At 39.0% G+C, this 17,553-nt stretch carries 24 protein-coding genes; 15 read left to right on the top strand and 9 right to left on the bottom strand.

The window, feature by feature from the left end; genetic code table 11:
* Positions 1–675, top strand: a 675-nt coding sequence (locus tag KKF75_00005; GenBank protein MBU4380594.1) for a hypothetical protein, incomplete at its 5' end; no start/stop codon positions are given.
* On the opposite strand, the gene KKF75_00010 is transcribed toward KKF75_00005, so the two are convergent.
* Together KKF75_00010 and KKF75_00015 are read right to left on the bottom strand one after the other, a co-directional pair.
* Entirely contained in the window at positions 676–858 is a 183-nt protein-coding gene (locus KKF75_00010) for a hypothetical protein (GenBank protein MBU4380595.1), read from the bottom strand. It abuts the gene before it with no gap.
* Between the two features lies 1 nt (position 859).
* A complete protein-coding gene (locus KKF75_00015) occupies positions 860–1,246 on the bottom strand; it encodes a hypothetical protein (protein MBU4380596.1) in 387 nt (128 codons plus the stop codon).
* Between the two features lie 40 nt (positions 1,247–1,286).
* Here KKF75_00015 and KKF75_00020 point away from each other — a divergent pair, with 40 nt between their 5' ends.
* From KKF75_00020 to KKF75_00035, 4 genes are read left to right on the top strand one after another with little or no spacing between them, the layout of a single operon-like run.
* Positions 1,287–1,799 (top strand): recombination regulator RecX, encoded by a 513-nt coding sequence (locus tag KKF75_00020; protein ID MBU4380597.1) that lies wholly within the window; start codon positions 1,287–1,289, stop codon positions 1,797–1,799.
* Between the two features lie 57 nt (positions 1,800–1,856).
* Complete coding sequence (gene rny / locus KKF75_00025; GenBank protein MBU4380598.1) at positions 1,857–3,389, top strand: ribonuclease Y; 1,533 nt, start codon at positions 1,857–1,859, stop codon at positions 3,387–3,389.
* A 51-nt stretch (positions 3,390–3,440) separates the two neighbouring features.
* Positions 3,441–4,247: a YmdB family metallophosphoesterase gene (locus KKF75_00030; protein ID MBU4380599.1), complete on the top strand. Its 807-nt coding sequence runs from the start codon at positions 3,441–3,443 to the stop codon at positions 4,245–4,247.
* The gene (locus KKF75_00035; protein ID MBU4380600.1) at positions 4,244–4,516 is read left to right on the top strand and encodes an HU family DNA-binding protein; all 273 of its coding nucleotides are present in this window, start codon (positions 4,244–4,246) and stop codon (positions 4,514–4,516) included. Before KKF75_00030 ends, KKF75_00035 begins: the two co-directional genes overlap by 4 nt.
* A gap of 314 nt (positions 4,517–4,830) precedes the next feature.
* On the opposite strand, the gene KKF75_00040 is transcribed toward KKF75_00035, so the two are convergent.
* A complete protein-coding gene (locus KKF75_00040; GenBank protein MBU4380601.1) occupies positions 4,831–5,223 on the bottom strand; it encodes a VOC family protein in 393 nt (130 codons plus the stop codon).
* A 4-nt stretch (positions 5,224–5,227) separates the two neighbouring features.
* Positions 5,228–5,698, bottom strand: a complete 471-nt coding sequence (locus tag KKF75_00045; protein MBU4380602.1) for a hypothetical protein — start codon at positions 5,696–5,698, stop codon at positions 5,228–5,230.
* Positions 5,699–5,885: 187 nt separating this feature from the next.
* Here KKF75_00045 and KKF75_00050 point away from each other — a divergent pair, with 187 nt between their 5' ends.
* Positions 5,886–6,557, top strand: coding sequence for a transposase (locus KKF75_00050; GenBank protein MBU4380603.1), 672 nt, complete (start codon positions 5,886–5,888; stop codon positions 6,555–6,557).
* A gap of 38 nt (positions 6,558–6,595) precedes the next feature.
* On the opposite strand, the gene KKF75_00055 is transcribed toward KKF75_00050, so the two are convergent.
* Positions 6,596–7,249 carry a M23 family metallopeptidase gene (locus KKF75_00055; GenBank protein MBU4380604.1) on the bottom strand — a complete coding sequence of 218 codons (654 nt, stop codon included), beginning with the start codon at positions 7,247–7,249 and terminating at the stop codon, positions 6,596–6,598.
* Positions 7,250–7,356: 107 nt separating this feature from the next.
* Here KKF75_00055 and KKF75_00060 point away from each other — a divergent pair, with 107 nt between their 5' ends.
* From KKF75_00060 to KKF75_00075, 4 genes are read left to right on the top strand one after another with little or no spacing between them, the layout of a single operon-like run.
* On the top strand, positions 7,357–8,340 hold the full coding sequence (locus KKF75_00060; GenBank protein MBU4380605.1) for a YvcK family protein: 984 nt from the start codon (positions 7,357–7,359) through the stop codon (positions 8,338–8,340).
* Positions 8,341–8,398: 58 nt separating this feature from the next.
* Positions 8,399–9,484 (top strand): MiaB/RimO family radical SAM methylthiotransferase, encoded by a 1,086-nt coding sequence (locus tag KKF75_00065; GenBank protein ID MBU4380606.1) that lies wholly within the window; start codon positions 8,399–8,401, stop codon positions 9,482–9,484.
* Positions 9,485–9,486: 2 nt separating this feature from the next.
* Complete coding sequence (gene miaA, locus KKF75_00070) at positions 9,487–10,422, top strand: tRNA (adenosine(37)-N6)-dimethylallyltransferase MiaA (protein ID MBU4380607.1); 936 nt, start codon at positions 9,487–9,489, stop codon at positions 10,420–10,422.
* The gene (locus tag KKF75_00075; GenBank protein ID MBU4380608.1) at positions 10,412–11,392 is read left to right on the top strand and encodes an AI-2E family transporter; all 981 of its coding nucleotides are present in this window, start codon (positions 10,412–10,414) and stop codon (positions 11,390–11,392) included. Before miaA ends, KKF75_00075 begins: the two co-directional genes overlap by 11 nt.
* Here the strand turns inward: KKF75_00075 and KKF75_00080 are convergent.
* Entirely contained in the window at positions 11,276–12,586 is a 1,311-nt protein-coding gene (locus tag KKF75_00080; GenBank protein ID MBU4380609.1) for a hypothetical protein, read from the bottom strand. The two genes, KKF75_00075 and KKF75_00080, sit on opposite strands and share 117 nt — an antisense overlap.
* 178 nt (positions 12,587–12,764) lie before the next feature.
* Here KKF75_00080 and KKF75_00085 point away from each other — a divergent pair, with 178 nt between their 5' ends.
* Positions 12,765–13,316, top strand: a complete 552-nt coding sequence (locus tag KKF75_00085; protein ID MBU4380610.1) for an NUDIX domain-containing protein — start codon at positions 12,765–12,767, stop codon at positions 13,314–13,316.
* The gene (locus KKF75_00090; GenBank protein ID MBU4380611.1) at positions 13,313–14,272 is read left to right on the top strand and encodes a queuosine salvage family protein; all 960 of its coding nucleotides are present in this window, start codon (positions 13,313–13,315) and stop codon (positions 14,270–14,272) included. The genes KKF75_00085 and KKF75_00090 overlap by 4 nt, the downstream gene beginning before the upstream one ends.
* A 2-nt stretch (positions 14,273–14,274) precedes the next feature.
* Here the strand turns inward: KKF75_00090 and KKF75_00095 are convergent, their stop codons facing one another.
* From KKF75_00095 to KKF75_00105, 3 genes are read right to left on the bottom strand one after another with little or no spacing between them, the layout of a single operon-like run.
* Entirely contained in the window at positions 14,275–14,745 is a 471-nt protein-coding gene (locus KKF75_00095) for an NUDIX domain-containing protein (GenBank protein MBU4380612.1), read from the bottom strand.
* 1 nt (position 14,746) lies between these two features.
* A complete protein-coding gene (locus tag KKF75_00100) occupies positions 14,747–15,169 on the bottom strand; it encodes a nucleoside 2-deoxyribosyltransferase (GenBank protein ID MBU4380613.1) in 423 nt (140 codons plus the stop codon).
* Positions 15,166–15,555 carry a nucleoside 2-deoxyribosyltransferase gene (locus KKF75_00105; GenBank protein ID MBU4380614.1) on the bottom strand — a complete coding sequence of 130 codons (390 nt, stop codon included), beginning with the start codon at positions 15,553–15,555 and terminating at the stop codon, positions 15,166–15,168. The genes KKF75_00100 and KKF75_00105 overlap by 4 nt, the downstream gene beginning before the upstream one ends.
* 64 nt (positions 15,556–15,619) lie before the next feature.
* On the opposite strand from KKF75_00105, the gene KKF75_00110 reads away from it, so the two are divergent.
* The 3 genes from KKF75_00110 to KKF75_00120 are packed head-to-tail and all read left to right on the top strand — an operon-like array spanning position 15,620 to position 17,389.
* On the top strand, positions 15,620–15,814 hold the full coding sequence (locus tag KKF75_00110) for a MerR family transcriptional regulator (protein MBU4380615.1): 195 nt from the start codon (positions 15,620–15,622) through the stop codon (positions 15,812–15,814).
* A gap of 41 nt (positions 15,815–15,855) precedes the next feature.
* Positions 15,856–17,151, top strand: a complete 1,296-nt coding sequence (locus KKF75_00115) for a hypothetical protein (GenBank protein ID MBU4380616.1) — start codon at positions 15,856–15,858, stop codon at positions 17,149–17,151.
* Positions 17,117–17,389 carry a RidA family protein gene (locus tag KKF75_00120; GenBank protein MBU4380617.1) on the top strand — a complete coding sequence of 91 codons (273 nt, stop codon included), beginning with the start codon at positions 17,117–17,119 and terminating at the stop codon, positions 17,387–17,389. Before KKF75_00115 ends, KKF75_00120 begins: the two co-directional genes overlap by 35 nt.
* Positions 17,390–17,553 lie beyond the last annotated feature (164 nt).

Below are 17,553 nucleotides of genomic sequence, written 5' to 3' on the forward strand. Positions count from 1 at the left end.
AGTGAGGGAGCTATAATGCGAGGGACAACATCTGACTTTGCCGTCTCTCCGGACGGAGAAACTGTTGTAGCTGCCTCCGGTCCGGGTGCGTTTTGGTTTAAAAAACCTGGTAATCCTTGGACATCCGTTTCTTTAGGCGGGCTATGCGGATCTTATACTCTAATGCAAAGAGTTCGGTTCGCTCCAACCCCGATTACCTATAAAGATTTTGTGCTTGTGGCAGAAAGCATAAAGGATCGCTTTAACGAGAGTAAAAATGTTGGTTGTATCGTCAAATGCAGAGAGGGCACCACAGGATCTCCTTCTTGCTCTGGTGTAAACGAAATAAAATTTCCCGCGGACTTTGTGGAAAAAGGAAAACCTGGGCTGATTGGATTGGATTATTACCCCCAAGGGGGCGGACAAGGCAAAGGGATTTTGGTTGCCGTGGGAAGAAAAGGCACTATTATGCGATCCACAGACGGCGGAGGAATTTGGGTCTCGATACCCGCCACAGATCAAAATGGAAGCCCTGTAACAGCCGATTTGCGCGCGGTAAGGATACTTGATGAAAATATCGCTCTTGTAGTGGGGGGCAAGGGAACCATTTTGCGAACCACCAGCTTAAATAAAGGGCTAGTAACTTGGACCAAACTAGAAGCCAAGCAGTTGGATCTTGTTGGGGAAAGTTGGTAACTATCTAATAAGATCTTGTTGCAAAGAAGTAATGACATTTGTCAGCATCCAAACGACAAAGGTGGCTCCCGCTAGAGAAAGAACAAACTGAACTGCGGGAAGGGCGTAGCGAATACGAATTCTGACGAGCTTTAGCGCCAGCTCCAAATTCCACAATCTGATACCAATTATGTTAATAGCCATGTTAAGTACAGTCCCCTGGGATATCAAACCTTAAGAGGGGTCCAACTGTGACCTTAAATACTGCCAAATCCAATCCCACAAAAATCGCGTAGGAGGCGATAGCAATTACCAACCCCATAATCCCGTAGGTTAAAGTCTGCCTGGCGCTCATTAAAGCTTTATCATCACCACCCGCGGTCATATATTTAAAACCGCCCATAACAATGGCAAAAAAACTGGCGAGGCCAATCCCCCAAAAAACGGTTGAGAGGGTTTTTTCATAGACTGTTTCTAGTGCTTGCAAGCAGGCTGGGTCGGGATTTAACCCACCGGCAGTAGGAAATCTTGTGGGATCAACTGTTCCTGCTGCCGCTAAAAATGTCTTGAGTAAAACTGTTGATACAACCATGTTAGAATATTAGCATTTACTAATCTGATTGCAAACCATTATGTCTTCCACAGAATCATGGATTTTTGATAGGTGTTTGGGATACCTTGGCATCAGGCAAAGAAGCCAAAAGGAAATTAGCGATTATATAAAAAAGCTTTTGCGGAAGAAAACCTACTACGACAGTAGCAAACTTGTTTATTCTAAGGAAGAGCAACAAAATATCATCAATTTAACAATTGACAAATTAGTCAAGTTAGAGCTAATTAACGACCACGAGTTTGCTCGCCTTGTAGTCTCATCCAAAACCAGAGGTCGCCACCCCAAAGGAACCAACGCTATCAAAGCGGATCTTTACAAAAAGGGAATTGATCGAGAAATTATTAAATCGGTACTTTTAGAAAATATTGACGATAAGGAAAATGCCAAAATGCTGGCACAAGAAAAGCTAGCGTACTACCTTAAAAAAAACCCCCAAACTGCCAAACAAAAAACCCTGCGCTATTTAGTCTCACGAGGATTTTTCTTTGACACAGCAATTTCGGCAATTGACAGTATCGCCACCACAGAATAGAATGGTTCAGTTACAGTGACCATTTAATAGATTTTTTTAAAGTTATGACTAATCACTATGATAACCAAAATTCGTTCCTTCCTAGATACCCTTATTGGGCTTGTCAAACCACATCAACCCAAGGTTGAACCCAGCACCCCACCAAAACCTATAATTGAAAAAGTTGAAGTACCTGTTGCTCCCGATATAATTCTCCAAGAAGCCAAATCTCAAGCTCGCGAACTGGTAATTGACGCCAAAAACGAAGCCTTAGAAATTAAAAAACAGGCCGAAGAAGAAGCCCGCCATACTAAACAAGAAGCCTTAATCATAGAAAAACGGCTCGAAGATCAAAAATCCCAACTTTTACAAAAAGAAAGCGACCTTGCCAAAAAAGAAGGTGACATTGCCGAAACCAAAGAAAAATACACCCAAAAGCTATCCGAAATCGAAGAGATAAAAAAGAAACAAGTCGAAAAATTAGAAAGAGCCGCTAGCATGACTAAAAAAGACGCCGAAAAGGTCATTTTAGACTATACCGAAAGCAAATTAGCCCGTGAAATTGGCAGAAAGGTTAAAGAGGCAGAAACAACCATAAGTGAGCAAGCCGAAGAAAAAGCTAAAGAAATTTTGGTCAATGCCATGCAAAAAGGTTATGCCGACTATATTGCGGAATACACTGTTTCTAAGGTTAAACTGCCCGACGAAGAGATGAAAGGAAGAATTATTGGCAAAGAAGGCAGAAACATTAAAGCCTTTGAGGACGCCACTGGAGTAAATTTGGATTTGGACGAGACTCCAACAGAAGTTAGAATCTCGTGTTTTGACTCAGTGCGTCGTGAAATTGCAAGAATCGCCCTAGAAAAACTTATTCTAGATGGCAGAATTCAACCGGCAAAAATAGAAGAAGTCGTGGCAAGGTGTCGCGAAGAAATTGACCGGGCCACCTATAGAGCAGGCGAAGAGCTTTGCCAAAAGGTAGGAGTTTATAATCTGCCCAAAGAAATTGTTGCCTTGCTTGGCAAGTTTAAGTACAGGTACTCCTACGGTCAAAACATGATCGAGCATACCCTAGAAGAAGTAAAAATAGGGGTCGCTATTGCAACCGAGCTTAAAGCTGACATTTACACTACAAAGCTTGCCTGTTTGTTACATGATTTGGGAAAGGCAGTTTCCGAGGAAGAAGAAGGAACGCACATAGATCTTGGAGTTAAACTTCTTAAAAAACATGGTATCCCTCAAAGAGTCATTGATGCTGTTGCTGAACATCATGGGGACAGATTTAGTAGCCTAGAGTCGGCAATACTTCACATTGCTGATGGAATTTCGGGAGCGCGCCCCGGAGCCCGATTTGTTGATTACGATTCTTATGTTGCCAGGATGAAAGGACTGGAAGATACCGCCCAAAGCTTTGCTGGAGTAGATAAGGCTTACGCGCTCTCTGCGGGACGGGAAGTAAGAGTAATTGTAAAGCCCGACGAAGCAACCGATGAGGAAACGGCAAAACTAGCCTTTGATATTGCCCAAAAAATAGAGAAAGAGCATACCTACCCCGGAACGGTAAAGATAACTGTGATTCGTGATTATAGAGCGGTTGGTATGGCAAAGTAAGCTAATACGCACATAGGATTTTTGCTTATATCTTGTTTTAAGCGAAGCATTATGATAAAAGTTTTATTTATCGGGGACATTGTTGGCAGTTTAGGGCGTAGTACTTTGCAAAAGGTCTTGCCAAGGCTAATTGTAAGTGATAATATCAACTTAGTTGTAGCAAATTGCGATAATTTAGCACACGGACGCGGTGCCACAGAGCAGACCATAAAAGAAACTATGGGATACGGCGTGGATGTTTTTACTGGTGGCGACCACATATTTGATCTTAAGGAGTTCCAAAATGAAATTGCAAACCTACCGGTTGCTAGAGCACAAAATTTTCTTGGTGACATACCAGGCATGGGATACCAACTTATTAAAAAAGGCTTTAGGTATCCCTTTTGCGTTATAAGCCTAATGGGGGAATGTTTTGGGGGTCAAAACATTAGTAACCCCTTTTATGCGGTAAGCGATTTATTGAGGGGATTAAAAAGAAAAAAGCTCAGTGGAATTTTGGTTGACATTCATGGAGATTTGACTTCGCAAAAAGTGGCTATGGGTCACTTTTTAGACGGTAAGGTTAGCGCAGTAGTTGGGACGCATACTCATATTCCAACTTGTGACGAACGAATTTTAGACAAAGGCACGGCATTTGTAACTGATGCTGGAATGGTGGGAGCGCAAGATTCGGTGCTGGGAGTTAAAAAAGAAATTATCATTAGCAGATTTCTCGACTCCCTCCCCCACAAGTTTGAGTGGGCAACCGAAGAACCGGCGGTTTTTAACAGTGTCTTAATTACTGTAGACGAAAAGACGGGGTTAGCAACTAGTATAGAAAGAAAAGATATAATTTTGAAAGGTGGTGATCCTAAATGACAAAAACAGAATTAGTAGATGTAGTCGCCCAAAAAGGCGGTATGACAAAGGCAGCAGCCGGAAGAGCAGTAGACGCAGTGATAGATGCTATTACCAAAGCTTTATCCAAAGGCGAAAAAGTAACTGTTACCGGTTTTGGTACCTTCGAAGTTAGACCAAGAGCTGCAAGAATGGGCAGAAACCCACAAACTGGGGCAACTCTTCACATTCCTGCAACCAAGACTCCAGCTTTTAAGGCTGGTAAAGCTTTAAAGGAGTCCGTTAAGTAATAAGGTTGATTCTAGGTTAAGAAAAAAGTCCCCCGCGGCACCTTGCGCGGGGGATTTTTGGTTTACAGGTAAAAAAATTAATTAAATCAAAAAGAATTTACTTAAATGTTGATTTACCAAGACGAATCTCTTCCACTTCGGAAGTGGGAGAGTTTCGTATCTAATGCATAGGCTGAGAAACATAGGTAACACATTAGGTAAAATGTGTACCTATGAAATACTCAAATTACATTAAACCTGCTCATCCAAGAACTGCGTATTTTCCCTCTCATAAAATTAGAATCGACCGCTGGGGGTTTTTATAGTCGATAATTTCAACTATAATGGGACTCACCTTCGCAAAGACTAAACTCATTTCCATCAAGATCGACAAAGTGTGCTTTGTACTCACCCCAAGGAGTTTTAAATGGAGATTTAAGGAATTTAACTCCTTTTGTCTTCATTTCTTCATGAGTTTTATTTATATCATCCGTATAGAAAAATATCCCTCGAAGTCCGCCAATATTCCTTTTCGCTTTCATCCAATTTGACCCCCATTTTGGTACGGGTTGACAAATATCATAATCAACACCACCTATTCTCATTGTCGCCGACTTCCATTCCTCGGCACAACTGATAAGATCCATCCCTAATTTTTCTTTATACCATCGGATAGATTTATCCAGATCGTTAACAAATATTTGTATTAAACAACGATTTATTTTCATAATTCTAAACGCCTTTTTTTACATCTACCAAACCTCCAATATAGTTTGCCCTATAGACCAATCTCTCACCCTGTGTAATCTGTTCTTCTCCTGAAAATCGATTAATTTTGCCTTCCCATGAGTTAGAATAGGCATACTCACCATCTTTAAATTCTTTTGGTCCACGAAAAGGATAATCTTTTGGCATTTGTTTTAAAGCGTTCCTCAATATTTTATAGATAGGAGTAGTTTCAATACTCTCCTTAACCCATCCGTAATAAACCATTATCCAATAGGGACGGTTTTCATAAAACACCACCGTTCTTCCTCCATATGGCTCACCGCCAAAAAAATTGTCATGGGACTTCCATGCCCCCTTTTCAAAAGGAATTGTGGTGGATCCATCAGATTCTTTAATCCACTTCTTTTCATCACCACTGGCATAACCCGCATTATTGGAGTCTATTAAAAATTGACATAAAGACTCATTATTCATAGCAACACTATTATACTACTAAAAACTTTACCGCTTTATGATTCAATATCAGCTTCCCTAAAGAGCGTTGTTTCCACCCTGTTCTCCTCAATCTGATCTTTAAATGCCGTGTAGATAAATTTCTTCCACCTCCGAAGTGGAAGAGTTTTGTATTGACAATACAACATCCCCGTTATTAAATTAAACTATGCCCCAAAGATTACTTCCTTTAGTAGAATCGGAGATTTACCATGTTTTTAACAGAGGGATTGAAAATAGAGTGGTTTTTGAGGACGAAGATTACTATTTTAGAGCTACCCAAGCCATCAATTTTTACCGATATTATTCCCCTCCCATAAAACTAACACAACTTTTGGCACTTTCTACTGGAAGATATATTGAGGTAATGGATTTTCTTGCATCTCAAAATGAACTGTTGATAGATATTTTGGCTTATTGTCTAATGCCAAATCACTTTCATTTTTTGCTTAGACAAAAAAGACCTAACGGAATTGCTCTTTTTCTTGCTAATTTTCAAAACAGCTATACCAGATATTTTAATACCAGAAAAAAACGCCGTGGTCCTATATTTCTTACACAATTCAAAGCTAAGCTAATTAAAAACGAAGGTCAGTTACTTCATGTTTCTCGATATATTCATTTAAATCCCTACTCTGCTAGAATTACAGAAACCAAAGATGAGTTAAAAGAGTATCCCTGGTCGTCTTTTACGGAATACATAGAAAATAAAAAAGATGGTATTTGCGAAAAAGAGACGATTCTATCCCATTTTAAAACATCAAAGAGATACGAAATTTTCGTTTTTGATAATGCGGATTATCAACGAACGCTTCAAGGAATAAAAAGTTTGTTGTATTAGCAACACCAAACTCTTCCACTTCGGGGGTGGAAGAATCTCTAAGAGAAGTTTGGGATGGTTATGATTTGACAATCCGGAATTATCGCAAAGGGATTATGAACTTTAATTTGGGGATTCGCTTTTAATATCTCTTTCCACCTTTTTTCGTTTCCAAAATAGCGCAGAGCTAAAAAGCTTAAGGTTTTTTGCGTGTTGGCGTTATTTACTTTGTAGGTAAATTCCTTCTTCCAATTTTTAATCGGTTTTTCGAATTTCGGATTAAAAACCATTTCAGCAAGTGTCGGCTTTATGATATCCCGCATCTCAAAATGCAAATGGGGAAACTCTTTTCTGGTCGCTACCCCGGTGTTTCCGGACAAAGCAATTAACTGCTTTGCCAAAATTTCCTTTCCAAGATTAACTTTAGATTCTTTTAAATGCCCATAGATCGCCACAATATTGCCGTTTCTTATACCAATTATATTTCCCATTCCCCCATGCCACTCGTTTCTAACCACAACCCCACTAAAGGCGTTGTAAACACTAGTCCCTTCTTTGAGCTTAAAATCAACCCCCGGATGATGTCCAGCAAAAATTCCATATGCCCAATCGTAATAATCTTCTTTAAAGATATTGGAGCTCTTAACCCAAAAATATTGGGCTATCGGCGCTTTATTTTCCACTGGATAAAAAAGGGTCGGTTTCTTTCTCATGACCCGAATATTTTAGCATAAGCGACACTCAAGTGAGACATAAAAAAAACCTCGCAATTGAGAAAAGGTGGAAGAATTTCTACAAATCATTTTGGTATACTACCAATATGAAACCAAAAGTGGTTGTTATCGGGGGAGGAACCGGCACATATACCGTCCTATCAGGACTTAAAAACTACGACCTTGATATTACGGCAATTGTTAGCATGGCAGACTCTGGAGGAACTGCCAAAATAGAAAGGGATGAGTTTGGTATGCTTCCCAATTCCGACATTAGAAAAGCGCTACTTGCTCTCTCCCAAACCGAAAATTCGGATATTATTCGGCAACTTTTTTCTTATCGTTTTTATAAGGGGGTCGGAATTTCGGGGATTTCCTTTGGAAACTTTTTTTTGGCGGCGTTAACTGATATTCTTGGGGATCAGGTAGACGCAGTAGGTATGGCAGGAAAGATTTTAAACACCAAAGGCAGAGTTCTTCCAATTTCTACACAACCTACTAATCTGCTTGCAACCTACGAGGGTGGAACCAAAATACTGGGAGAGCACTATATTGATGAGCCTCTTAAAAACGGTAAAAAGCGTATTGTAAATTTAGAACTTATTCCCGAAGTCAATATTTATCCACTCGCCCGAAAAGCAATAATTGATGCTGATTTAATCGTGATTGGACCAGGAGATTTATATACCAGCATCATTGCCAATTTAATTGTTGGAGGAGTCAAAGAAGCTATTTGCAAATCTCAAGCGGTTAAAGTCTATATAGTAAACTTAATTTCTAAATTTGGAGAAACATATAAATATACTGCTCAGGATCATGTTCGCGATCTGGAAGGCTACTTAGGGAAAAACATTTTAAACTTCGTCGCTGTTAATTCTAGTCCCCTGCCCAGCAAGATCATAAAAAAATATAAAGAAGAAAATGGCTATCCTGTAAAGGATGATCTAAAAGGAGGAACATATAAAGTGTTAAGGGGTGATTTTTTGGCAGAGGGGGTTGTCGCAAGAGATAAAGGAGATACTCTTAAACGCTCTCTTGTTCGCCACGATCCCGAAAAATTGGCTAAGGTGTTAGTAAAATTATTAGATTAGGGATAATCCCTAATTAGGGATTATCCCTAAACAGGGATGATCCCTACTCTATGTTGTTATGATAGGAAAGTATCTTTTAAAAACTTACGGCTGTCAAATGAATGTTCACGACAGTGAGTACATTGCAAGTGTTTTAGAGAATTTAGGTTACGAAGAAACAACTGATTTAAAAGAAGCAGATATATTAATTCTTAATTCCTGTTCGGTTAGACAGGCCGCAGAAGATAGCATATACGGCTGGGGAAAAAGATTAAAATTATTAAAAACAAAACCTTTTGTAATATTGGCTGGATGCCTTGCTGGTTCGGCGACGGGAGATCGGGTCAGAATCACCCCTAACTACATTAAAAATAAAATACCTTGGGTAAATGCGATTGTCCCTCCAAATTATTTATCATCTCTCTCATCAATTATTCCCAAAAGATCCCCTGGAGACCACGCCTGGGTTAATATATCTTCCGGTTGCGACAATTTTTGTTCTTACTGCGTGGTCCCTTATGCCAGAAAACAAGAGATATCAAGGCCGAAAGAAGAAATCATTGAAGAGATAAAAAATCTCGTGGAGATGGGTTACTGTGAATTTACCTTGTTGGGACAAAATGTAAATTCTTGGGGGCTTTCAAAAAAAGACAAATTTAAAATTAGGTTGGGATCGAATGCAAAATTGCCATTTGCCAATCTGTTAAGAACAACTTGCGGGATAAAAGGCGTTAAAAGGGTGGAATTTATGTCGTCTAACCCTTTTGATTTCACAGATGATTTAATTGACGCCATGAAGAATCCTCTCATCTCCAGATATTTGCATATCGCAATGCAATCTGGAGACGATGAGATTTTATCCAGAATGAATAGGAGACATACAGCAAAAGAATTTCTGGATCTTATACAAAAGATAAAAAAAGAAGTGCCTAACATTAGAATTGGCACAGATTTGATTGTGGGTTTTCCAGGAGAAACCGCAAGACAGTTCTTGAATACCGTAGCGCTTTGCAAAAAAGTAAAGTTTGCCAATGCCTATGTTGCTATGTATTCCCCAAGACCAGGAACTGTAGCGGCGGGGTTTTCTAATGATGTTCCTTTAGAAGAAAAACGCAGAAGACACAAAATACTTTTAGGGGTTATAAAGGAATATAAGGGAAAGTAACTATGAGCAACAAATTAATAGTAATCTTGGGATCAACCTGCACTGGAAAAACATCTCTTGCCATTAAGCTTTGCAAGGAACTAAACGGCGAAATTATTTCCGCCGATTCTCGCCAAGTTTATAAGGGTATGGATATTGGAACGGGTAAATTACCGTTACGGGAATCTGCCATAACCTACAAAAAAGGCGAGGGGTTTTGGACAATAGATGGCATTAAAATTCGTTGCTACGATCTAGTTACACCTAATCAAAATTTTACGGTGGTTGATTGGGCAAAAGTTGCCAAAGCTGAAATAGAAAGCGCCATACGACGAGGCAAAACTCCAATTGTTGTTGGAGGAACAGGTTTTTATATAGATGTCCTAACTGGAAGGGCAACTGTTTCGGGGGTTTCTCCAAATAGCAACTTGCGCAACAGTTTACAAGCTTTATCTACAGATCAACTTTTAGAAAAGCTTAAAGCGCTCAATCCAGAGAGGATTCGAACTATTGATAAAAATAATCCTATTCGTCTCATGAGAGCAATCGAGATAGCCTGCGAAACAAAATCAAAAATGAACGAGAACTTGTCCTACAACTGTGAGCCTGTATTTATTGGACTTACCGCCTCCCGTGATGTTTTATATAAAAGAGCCGATTCCTTTGTAAGCAACTTACTAAATCTGGGAATTCTAACGGAGATAGAAAATCTAGTAAACAGCGGTTACGAAAAAACAAGACCAATGACAAGCTTAATTTACAGCGAGTTTTATAATTTTTTCCAAAGACACGATTCGCTGGAAAACACCATTACCAAAAGCAATTTTGACCTTCACGCCTATATTAGAAGACAGCTTACTTGGTTTAACCGCAATCCTGATGTTTTGTGGTTTAATGTTTGTGATAAAAACCTTTACGAAAAGGTAAAGCTTGCTATACAATCTAACTATGGAACATAAAAACATCGTTATCTCCACCAGAACAATTTTGACTTTCATTCTATTTATTGCTTTGGGATGGGTTTGTTATAGCGTTTTTTCGGTAGTTCTGTACTTATTTACGAGTGTACTCATAGCATTGGGACTAGAACCGATGGTGGAATTTTTAATTAAGAAAAAGATCAGAAGGGGGCTAGCGGTTTTAATCGTGTTCTCTGCTTTTATATCTTTTATTTTTTCTATCTTTTACTTTGCGCTTTCTCCAATGGTGGCCCAAACTCAAAATCTAATTTTTAAATTTCCTGCTTTTCTTGAGTCTCTCGGTAAATATCAAGTTTTTAATGGGATATCCACTAGTTTTAACAATTCTTTGTTTTCTCAATTGCAACTTAGCTCTAAAAGCATTTTAAATGTAACTTTGGGGGCTTTTTCTGGCCTGATCTCTTTATTTTCTATCTTGGTCTTTACAATTTATTTGCTCTTGGATTTTAAAAATGTCAGGGAGTTTATTTTAAATGTGCTCCCCCAAAAATCGCAAAGCAAGGCCTCTAAAGTCATAAAAAAAGTCGAGACGCGACTTGGAGCATGGATTAGAGGTGAACTTATTTTAATGACTATTGTAGGACTGTTTACCTTTATTGGCTTAACAATAATCGGCATGGAGTACACATTATCGCTATCTCTAATTGCGGGGTTTTTAGAGCTAATACCCACCTTAGGTCCTCTAATCTCGGCGGTTCCCGCAACTATTGTTGGTTTTGCCATCAGTCCCACGATGGGTCTTTTAGTAATTGCTGTTTATATTATTGTGCAACAGGTAGAAAACAATCTATTTGTCCCTAAAGTTATGCAAAAAGCGGTGGGATTTAACCCATTAGTTACTCTTATCGCGGTGTTGGTTGGAGGAAAGCTCTTTGGCTTTATGGGAATGCTCTTTGCGGTTCCAGTAGTTTTGATTCTCCAAACTCTTATTGAATCCTTCTCGGAATAGTGACTTGTATGATTCTACATTAGGTTGATCAAAGGCGTTTACTCCTAAAAGTTGCGCCAAAAAATAGGTTTCGAGCATTTTAAATTGCATCAATTGTCCCAGCTCTTTTTCTGATATCTCTTCTAAAATAAATTCAGCAAAAGGCAGTTTGTTGTTCTCGTAAGTTGTTTTTACCGCTTGGTAGATATTTTCTAAAATCTCATTGGTGGTTTTTCCATCGTAGATCTTTGATAAGGGAGATAAGGGATTCAGATCATTAAGGGCAATGGGGGTGATACCAGAATTTTTGCTGAAGATAAAATTGGTGTAAATATTTTTTGGTCCTCCTAGATAAAGTTGATACATGGAATGGAGATCGTTTGTTCCAATACCAACGGCAGGAAATACGCCCCTGCCCTCCTTCCCAAGCGACTCTCCGATAAGTTGCCTTAGCCACTTGCCAACAAACTCCATTTCGGGATTAAAAAAGAAGTTTTCGCAGATTGGGTAACCGTTTGAGATTTTCTCAAACATAATTGATGCCGAGGTTGCGGGACTTTCCAAATCCTGATTTTGAGAACTTGCTCCCTCAAGAAGTTTTTTTACATCAAAACCGGCAAGCAAGAGAGGAAACAGGCCTACCAAAGAAAACACAGAAAACCTCCCACTTATGTTTTGGGGAATTTCCAATAGAGAAATCCCCGCTTTGAAGACGGGTCTCATTGCAGGCGATTCTGCTTTTGTGGTTATTACAATTCTACTTTTGATTTCCCCAAATTTTTTTGTAAGCGCTCCTTGTAACAGAGTAAAGTTGATGACGCTTTCGGTGGTGTTTCCCGATTTGCTCACATAATTGATAACAAATTCATCAACAGTTTTGATATCGCTTGTGATGTTTTCGATGATTTTTATGTTGTTTTGAGAAATAGTGTCTAAAAATATAATCTCAACTTTCTTTTTACCAATGGCATTGTAGATAGCTTGAGTGCCCAATGACGAACCTCCAATCCCAACAAGAAATAAATATTTTAATTCGTTTAAATTAAAATTTGATGCAACTTGCGTTGCTTTTTCTAAAAACTGCGGATCTTGCGGAAGGCTGACAAAACTCTCAGGGGTACTGTAAGAGGTATCATTAATGAGTGACTGTAACCGGCTAATTGGTTCTTTAAGAAGCGGAGAAGTTTCTGTGGAATTTACTACTCTAAATTGCATAAACTAATTCTAACACAAATGGCTGGACAAATGGAACGATTTTAGGTTAGCAAACTGGTTGGACATCCTGGAATTTCCAGAAACAACACTTAAATCTACCCAGCAACTTTTAGCCGTAGCCTAATTATACTCAAAATTCTGGCTGCTTTCTTTGATGGGTTTGTAATATAATTACCTCATGTCAGGAAGGCTTAAAACATATCTCCAAAAACTGGCTGGGCAAGTAACGAGTGAAGACGGCATAAAAACCAGGTTTTCCAAACGAGCAGAAGAAGGTGCACTCACAAGAGATGAAAACCCCATAACACATTTCTGTGTTTACTTTGCTGCATATGATCCCAAAAGCCAGCAAGTATTTATAGGACATCACAAAAAATCTGGACTATGGCTTTTTAATGGCGGTCATATCGATAAGGGCGAAATGCCCTTAGAGGCTTTGGAAAGAGAAGTTAGAGAAGAATGGGGAAAAAATACCCAACTTAATGGAAATTATGAACCGTCACTTCTAACTATAACTGAAATTGACAATCCAGCCAAACAGAAATGCAGGCTTCATTACGACATTTGGTATTTTATTCCTCTAAATAAAGATAGCTTTGCGCCAGAGGAAACTCTATTGGAGAAAGAGTTCCATCAAACAGGTTGGAAAACAGTTTCCGAAGCAAGGCAGTTGATTACAGATACCAATACGCTGTTAGCCTTATATGAAATTGAAAAGCTGTTTCTATGATAAATGTCTTAACTTCTATGAAGAATGTCTTAGATCAATCAAAGGATGTAAAGATAATTTTTGAGGCTATAAACTCCTTAATTTCTGGGGTGAGTAAAAACGACTTGCAAGTTTCAGAAATCAGCTTAGCCAAAAGACAATGGACTCTCGATAATCTTTTGCAAATTATATTCGTCTTTAACACAGTTAATTTTTGTTTTTGGGCTGGCAAGGGAGAGAAAAAGTGGACAGTCAAAGTTGATGGTGAAGAATTAGACGGGTCTGAAGCACTTTTTAGGTGTATCGAGAAAGAAGTCGAGCGTAATACTGATTTCCTGACGGGTGACGAATTAGCAGATTTGTCTCGTTCTCATTTGAGAAATGTGTTGGCGGGCAATGTAACAATTCCCTTGTTTGAAGAAAGACTAAAATACTTAAACGAAGCAGGCAAGATTTTAGAAAAGGACTATGGTAACTCCTTTATGGGTGTTTATAAAAAAGCAGGAAACGATGCTGTGGCTCTCGCAGAACTTCTAATAACACACTTCCCGTGTTTTGATGACACAGCTGAATACAAAGGGAATAAGATTGGTTTTTATAAAAGAGCGCAATTAAACTCTAAGATGATAAGCGATGCACTTATCGCTAATGGCGAGCAAGGGTTAAAGAACCTGGATAAATTAACAGCGTTTGCCGACTATAAAATCCCTCAAATTCTTAGAAACTTGGGAGTTATTAAATACTCAAAGGAGTTGGCAGACAAAATCGACTCTTATGTGCCTATTGAAAAGGGTTCAGAAGACGAAGTAGAAATTAGAGCTACCACAGTCTGGGCAGTTGAGCTTATCAAACAGAAGCTACAGAAAAAATACGACTTTGTTACTGCTTCCCATGTAGACAGCATGTTGTGGAATAAATCTCAAACCAAGGCTAAGGGGGATAAACCTTATCATCGGACACTCACTACAGCCTATTAAAGTTAGAGAAGTTTCAATTCCTTAAACCATTCCAGCCAGATAGGTTCAATTCCAGGAGACTGTTGCCACTCTTCTTCAGGAATTTCTCTCGCTAAATAGCGTTCGGTTTTTCGGGCAAGCGATTTTATTTGATCAAGAGTAAACCACCCTGCTTGTTTTGTCTCATCTTTACTTCGCTTTATTTCTCCCTCGGTATCGACTTCGTATATTTTCCAGTAATGCCAAGAGCCACCTTCCCGCCTACAAGGGTTATTCTTTTTCCCTTCTACGACAAGTTTCAGCTCTGTTGGAGATAATCCCACTTCTTCCTCAATTTCTTCTCTGGCTGCGTTTTCAAAAGAACCTTTATCATCTACATGTCCAGCAGGAGGAGCAAATCCAAAGGGAGGTTTTCCGCGCTCAATAAGAAGAACCCTCTCATCTCTCCTTACAAGCATGCCAACACTTTTATTATCGCATTTTTCAGGTGACATTTTAGTTTATTGACTTTAAAAAATCTTTTATTGCGTCGTAGGTTTCATCAAAGATCATATACGCACTTTCTGTTTTTTCTGGTTTCCCAATGAGAATACACTTTTTATTTAAGCCATGAGCGAATCCGATCTCAACATGGGCAGATATTCCAGCTGGTAGCAAAAGGATTACAGCATCTGATTTACGGATGCAGCGCATATCTTCCTCAAAAATCTGTTTCACAATCTTCTCTTGCTGCCAATTGGGCATAGCCTCCCATTTCTTCATCACTTCTTCTGGATCGTCATTGGCGGCATCAGAGTTATAGGGATTTTCAAAAAATGACAGCACTTTTTGACCTTTTTGTCTAAGGGCTTTGACCAGGGAAAGAACCAAATCACGGTTTCTCCACCTACTCGAAATAAAATAAGTTGTCTTTTTCATTTCAGTTTATTTATAAGTTCTCTTGGTGTTTTAATAACCTCACGGAATAGGGTTAACCTACAAAGCTCTTCATCTTTATCTGACAGGGCGTAAATAGGTTTTCCAAGAGCCACTGCATACCCAAGTTCAAGAGTGGTGCTTACACCAGCATAACCATCCTTGTTATAAACAAAAACAACATCAGCCATCCTGATTTTATAAAAATGATCGTGAGTAAGCCCCAAAGCCACAAACTTCTTGTATTGGAGAGAGAGCTTATCCCATTCGTCTTTACCTTCATGGAGATAGGGAGAAAAAACAACAACCCCTGCTTTAATCAGCTTACTTTCAAATTCTCTTATTTCTTTTTTGAATCTTCTGCTACCGCAAATTACAACAGTTTTCATTTTTTATATTTTATCAAAACAAGTATAACTCTTTCAACGAAAGATTGTATAATTGTGTTGAGGTATGCCGAAGAATAAGACGACTTTACCAAAACTGTTAACCATCCGCCAAGCGGCAGAAGTTTTGAATGTCCATGTGGAGACACTGAGACGGTGGGATAAGGCTGGGAAATTAAAAGCTACACGGATAAATGATCGTGGCGATAGGCGCTATGATCCAAAAGACATTGAGGTTATTTTGAAAAATAAGAAAAAATAAATATGAAATATCCAAGAGGTTCTGAATAGCGAAAGTGGGATTTGCATATTCACAGTCCTCTTTCAATACTTGCTAATAAATATCCTAAGCTGGTAAATGGTGAGCCAGATTGGGATAAGTTTCTAAAAAAACTTGAGGGGCTTGATCTGGCTGCTGTAGGAATAACGGACTACTTCTCAATAGAAGGATATAAAAAGATTTTGGAGTGTAGAAAAGCAGGAAGACTGAAAAACATCTCGTTGATTCTACCAAACATCGAATTTCGATTAAACAGCGTTATTTCAAGTAGAAAAGACGGAACTGATCCACGAAGACTAAATTACCATGTAATTTTTTCTGATGAAGTATCTCCTCAAGACATAGAAGAACATTTCCTGCATGATCTCCATTTTTATTACGAAGGCAATCCCCAGAGCAAGGATGAGAGTCGAAAATTAAAACTGTCCAACCTAACCGTTTTAGGAAATCAACTTATATCTCAACATGCCCCTTTCAAAGGGAGAGACCCCCTGGAGTTGGGTGCATCAAATGCGGTTGTTAGTCATGAAGAAATCACAGAACTACTAAATGGAGATAGCCGTTTCAAAGGAAAATATCTTCTTGTTCTTCCTGAAGAATTATCGAATCTGATTGACTGGAATGGTCAAGATCACCTAATAAGAAAAGGGCTTCTTCAAAAATCAGATATGGTTTTTTCCTCTAACCCCAAAACTATACAGTGGTGTCTTGGGAAACAACCTTATAAGGAAGGCGAAAAGAAGTTTAAGGAGGAGTTTAAGACCCTGAAATCCTGTATACACGGATCAGACAGTCATTGTATTGATGAAGTAGGAGTTCCTTGTTCGAAAAGATGTGATGCTACCCATAAGTGCAGTAAAAAACCAGACGATTGTGATTTAAGATTTTGTTGGGTAAAGGCAGACCCAACATTTGAAGGATTAAAACAGCTTTTATATGAACCAGAGGATAGGGTTTCAATCCAACCTGGTTGTCCAATACCACCCAGAAGCAATTTAACAATTGATAAAATAAAAATTACAGAGTCAAAAATTAACGACGAATTGTCTGTTGCCAAGACAGATATAGATCTTAATTCAGGTTTAGTCGCAGTAGCAGGAGGAAAAGGAACTGGTAAGACCGCCTTTGTTGACCAGATTGCCAACTGCTACATCAATAGAGTTAATTCTGGAGACGAGAACTCTTTTATTAAGAGAATTTCAGATCAGAATCCTGACTTAAAAATCGAGTTAACTTTCAAAGATAAGACGACATTTTCAAAAAAAGCTACAGACTTGTCGCTTTTTGAAGAGGGGCAAATTGCTAGAAGGGACAACTGAGGAACAAATCCATCAAATAATGAAAAACCTTCAAGCGATCCTTGAGGAAGCCGGAGTAAATTTTTCAAATGTTGTCAAAACAACTATCTATGTAACGGACATGTCAATTTACGGAAAAGTAAATGAAGTACATGGAGCATACATGTCCGACCCGTTTCCTGCTCGTGAAGTTGTATGCGTAAAAGAATTGCCGCTTGGAGCGAAGGTAGAAATAAGTATGGTAGCCCTTAAATCATAGCGATTGCGGAGCAATCGCAAAACCGCGCGCGCAAAAAATAGCGGAGGCGCGGCGGGTGGGGGCGCCACGCTGGAGCAAGCGAGCCACGAAGCGGCGAGCTAGCACATTGAAGTTCGACATTTTTTGTAAACGGTCAGCCAGTAAGAAGAAGAAAGCCGCGAAGA

Source organism: Patescibacteria group bacterium, from assembly GCA_018896215.1.
Lineage (GTDB): Bacteria > Patescibacteriota > WWE3 > 0-14-0-20-40-13 > 0-14-0-20-40-13 > JAHINB01.

Excerpts from the sequence above, each read along its gene's own strand:
- KKF75_00010 (MBU4380595.1), bottom strand. The coding sequence starts at position 858 with ATGGCTATTAACATAATTGGTATCAGATTGTGGAATTTGGAGCTGGCG.
- KKF75_00015 (MBU4380596.1), bottom strand. The coding sequence starts at position 1,246 with ATGGTTGTATCAACAGTTTTACTCAAGACATTTTTAGCGGCAGCAGGA.
- KKF75_00020 (MBU4380597.1), top strand. The coding sequence starts at position 1,287 with ATGTCTTCCACAGAATCATGGATTTTTGATAGGTGTTTGGGATACCTT.
- rny (MBU4380598.1), top strand. The coding sequence starts at position 1,857 with ATGATAACCAAAATTCGTTCCTTCCTAGATACCCTTATTGGGCTTGTC.
- KKF75_00030 (MBU4380599.1), top strand. The coding sequence starts at position 3,441 with ATGATAAAAGTTTTATTTATCGGGGACATTGTTGGCAGTTTAGGGCGT.
- KKF75_00035 (MBU4380600.1), top strand. The coding sequence starts at position 4,244 with ATGACAAAAACAGAATTAGTAGATGTAGTCGCCCAAAAAGGCGGTATG.
- KKF75_00040 (MBU4380601.1), bottom strand. The coding sequence starts at position 5,223 with ATGAAAATAAATCGTTGTTTAATACAAATATTTGTTAACGATCTGGAT.
- KKF75_00045 (MBU4380602.1), bottom strand. The coding sequence starts at position 5,698 with ATGAATAATGAGTCTTTATGTCAATTTTTAATAGACTCCAATAATGCG.
- KKF75_00050 (MBU4380603.1), top strand. The coding sequence starts at position 5,886 with ATGCCCCAAAGATTACTTCCTTTAGTAGAATCGGAGATTTACCATGTT.
- KKF75_00055 (MBU4380604.1), bottom strand. The coding sequence starts at position 7,249 with ATGAGAAAGAAACCGACCCTTTTTTATCCAGTGGAAAATAAAGCGCCG.
- KKF75_00060 (MBU4380605.1), top strand. The coding sequence starts at position 7,357 with ATGAAACCAAAAGTGGTTGTTATCGGGGGAGGAACCGGCACATATACC.
- KKF75_00065 (MBU4380606.1), top strand. The coding sequence starts at position 8,399 with ATGATAGGAAAGTATCTTTTAAAAACTTACGGCTGTCAAATGAATGTT.
- miaA (MBU4380607.1), top strand. The coding sequence starts at position 9,487 with ATGAGCAACAAATTAATAGTAATCTTGGGATCAACCTGCACTGGAAAA.
- KKF75_00075 (MBU4380608.1), top strand. The coding sequence starts at position 10,412 with ATGGAACATAAAAACATCGTTATCTCCACCAGAACAATTTTGACTTTC.
- KKF75_00080 (MBU4380609.1), bottom strand. The coding sequence starts at position 12,586 with ATGCAATTTAGAGTAGTAAATTCCACAGAAACTTCTCCGCTTCTTAAA.
- KKF75_00085 (MBU4380610.1), top strand. The coding sequence starts at position 12,765 with ATGTCAGGAAGGCTTAAAACATATCTCCAAAAACTGGCTGGGCAAGTA.
- KKF75_00090 (MBU4380611.1), top strand. The coding sequence starts at position 13,313 with ATGATAAATGTCTTAACTTCTATGAAGAATGTCTTAGATCAATCAAAG.
- KKF75_00095 (MBU4380612.1), bottom strand. The coding sequence starts at position 14,745 with ATGTCACCTGAAAAATGCGATAATAAAAGTGTTGGCATGCTTGTAAGG.
- KKF75_00100 (MBU4380613.1), bottom strand. The coding sequence starts at position 15,169 with ATGAAAAAGACAACTTATTTTATTTCGAGTAGGTGGAGAAACCGTGAT.
- KKF75_00105 (MBU4380614.1), bottom strand. The coding sequence starts at position 15,555 with ATGAAAACTGTTGTAATTTGCGGTAGCAGAAGATTCAAAAAAGAAATA.
- KKF75_00110 (MBU4380615.1), top strand. The coding sequence starts at position 15,620 with ATGCCGAAGAATAAGACGACTTTACCAAAACTGTTAACCATCCGCCAA.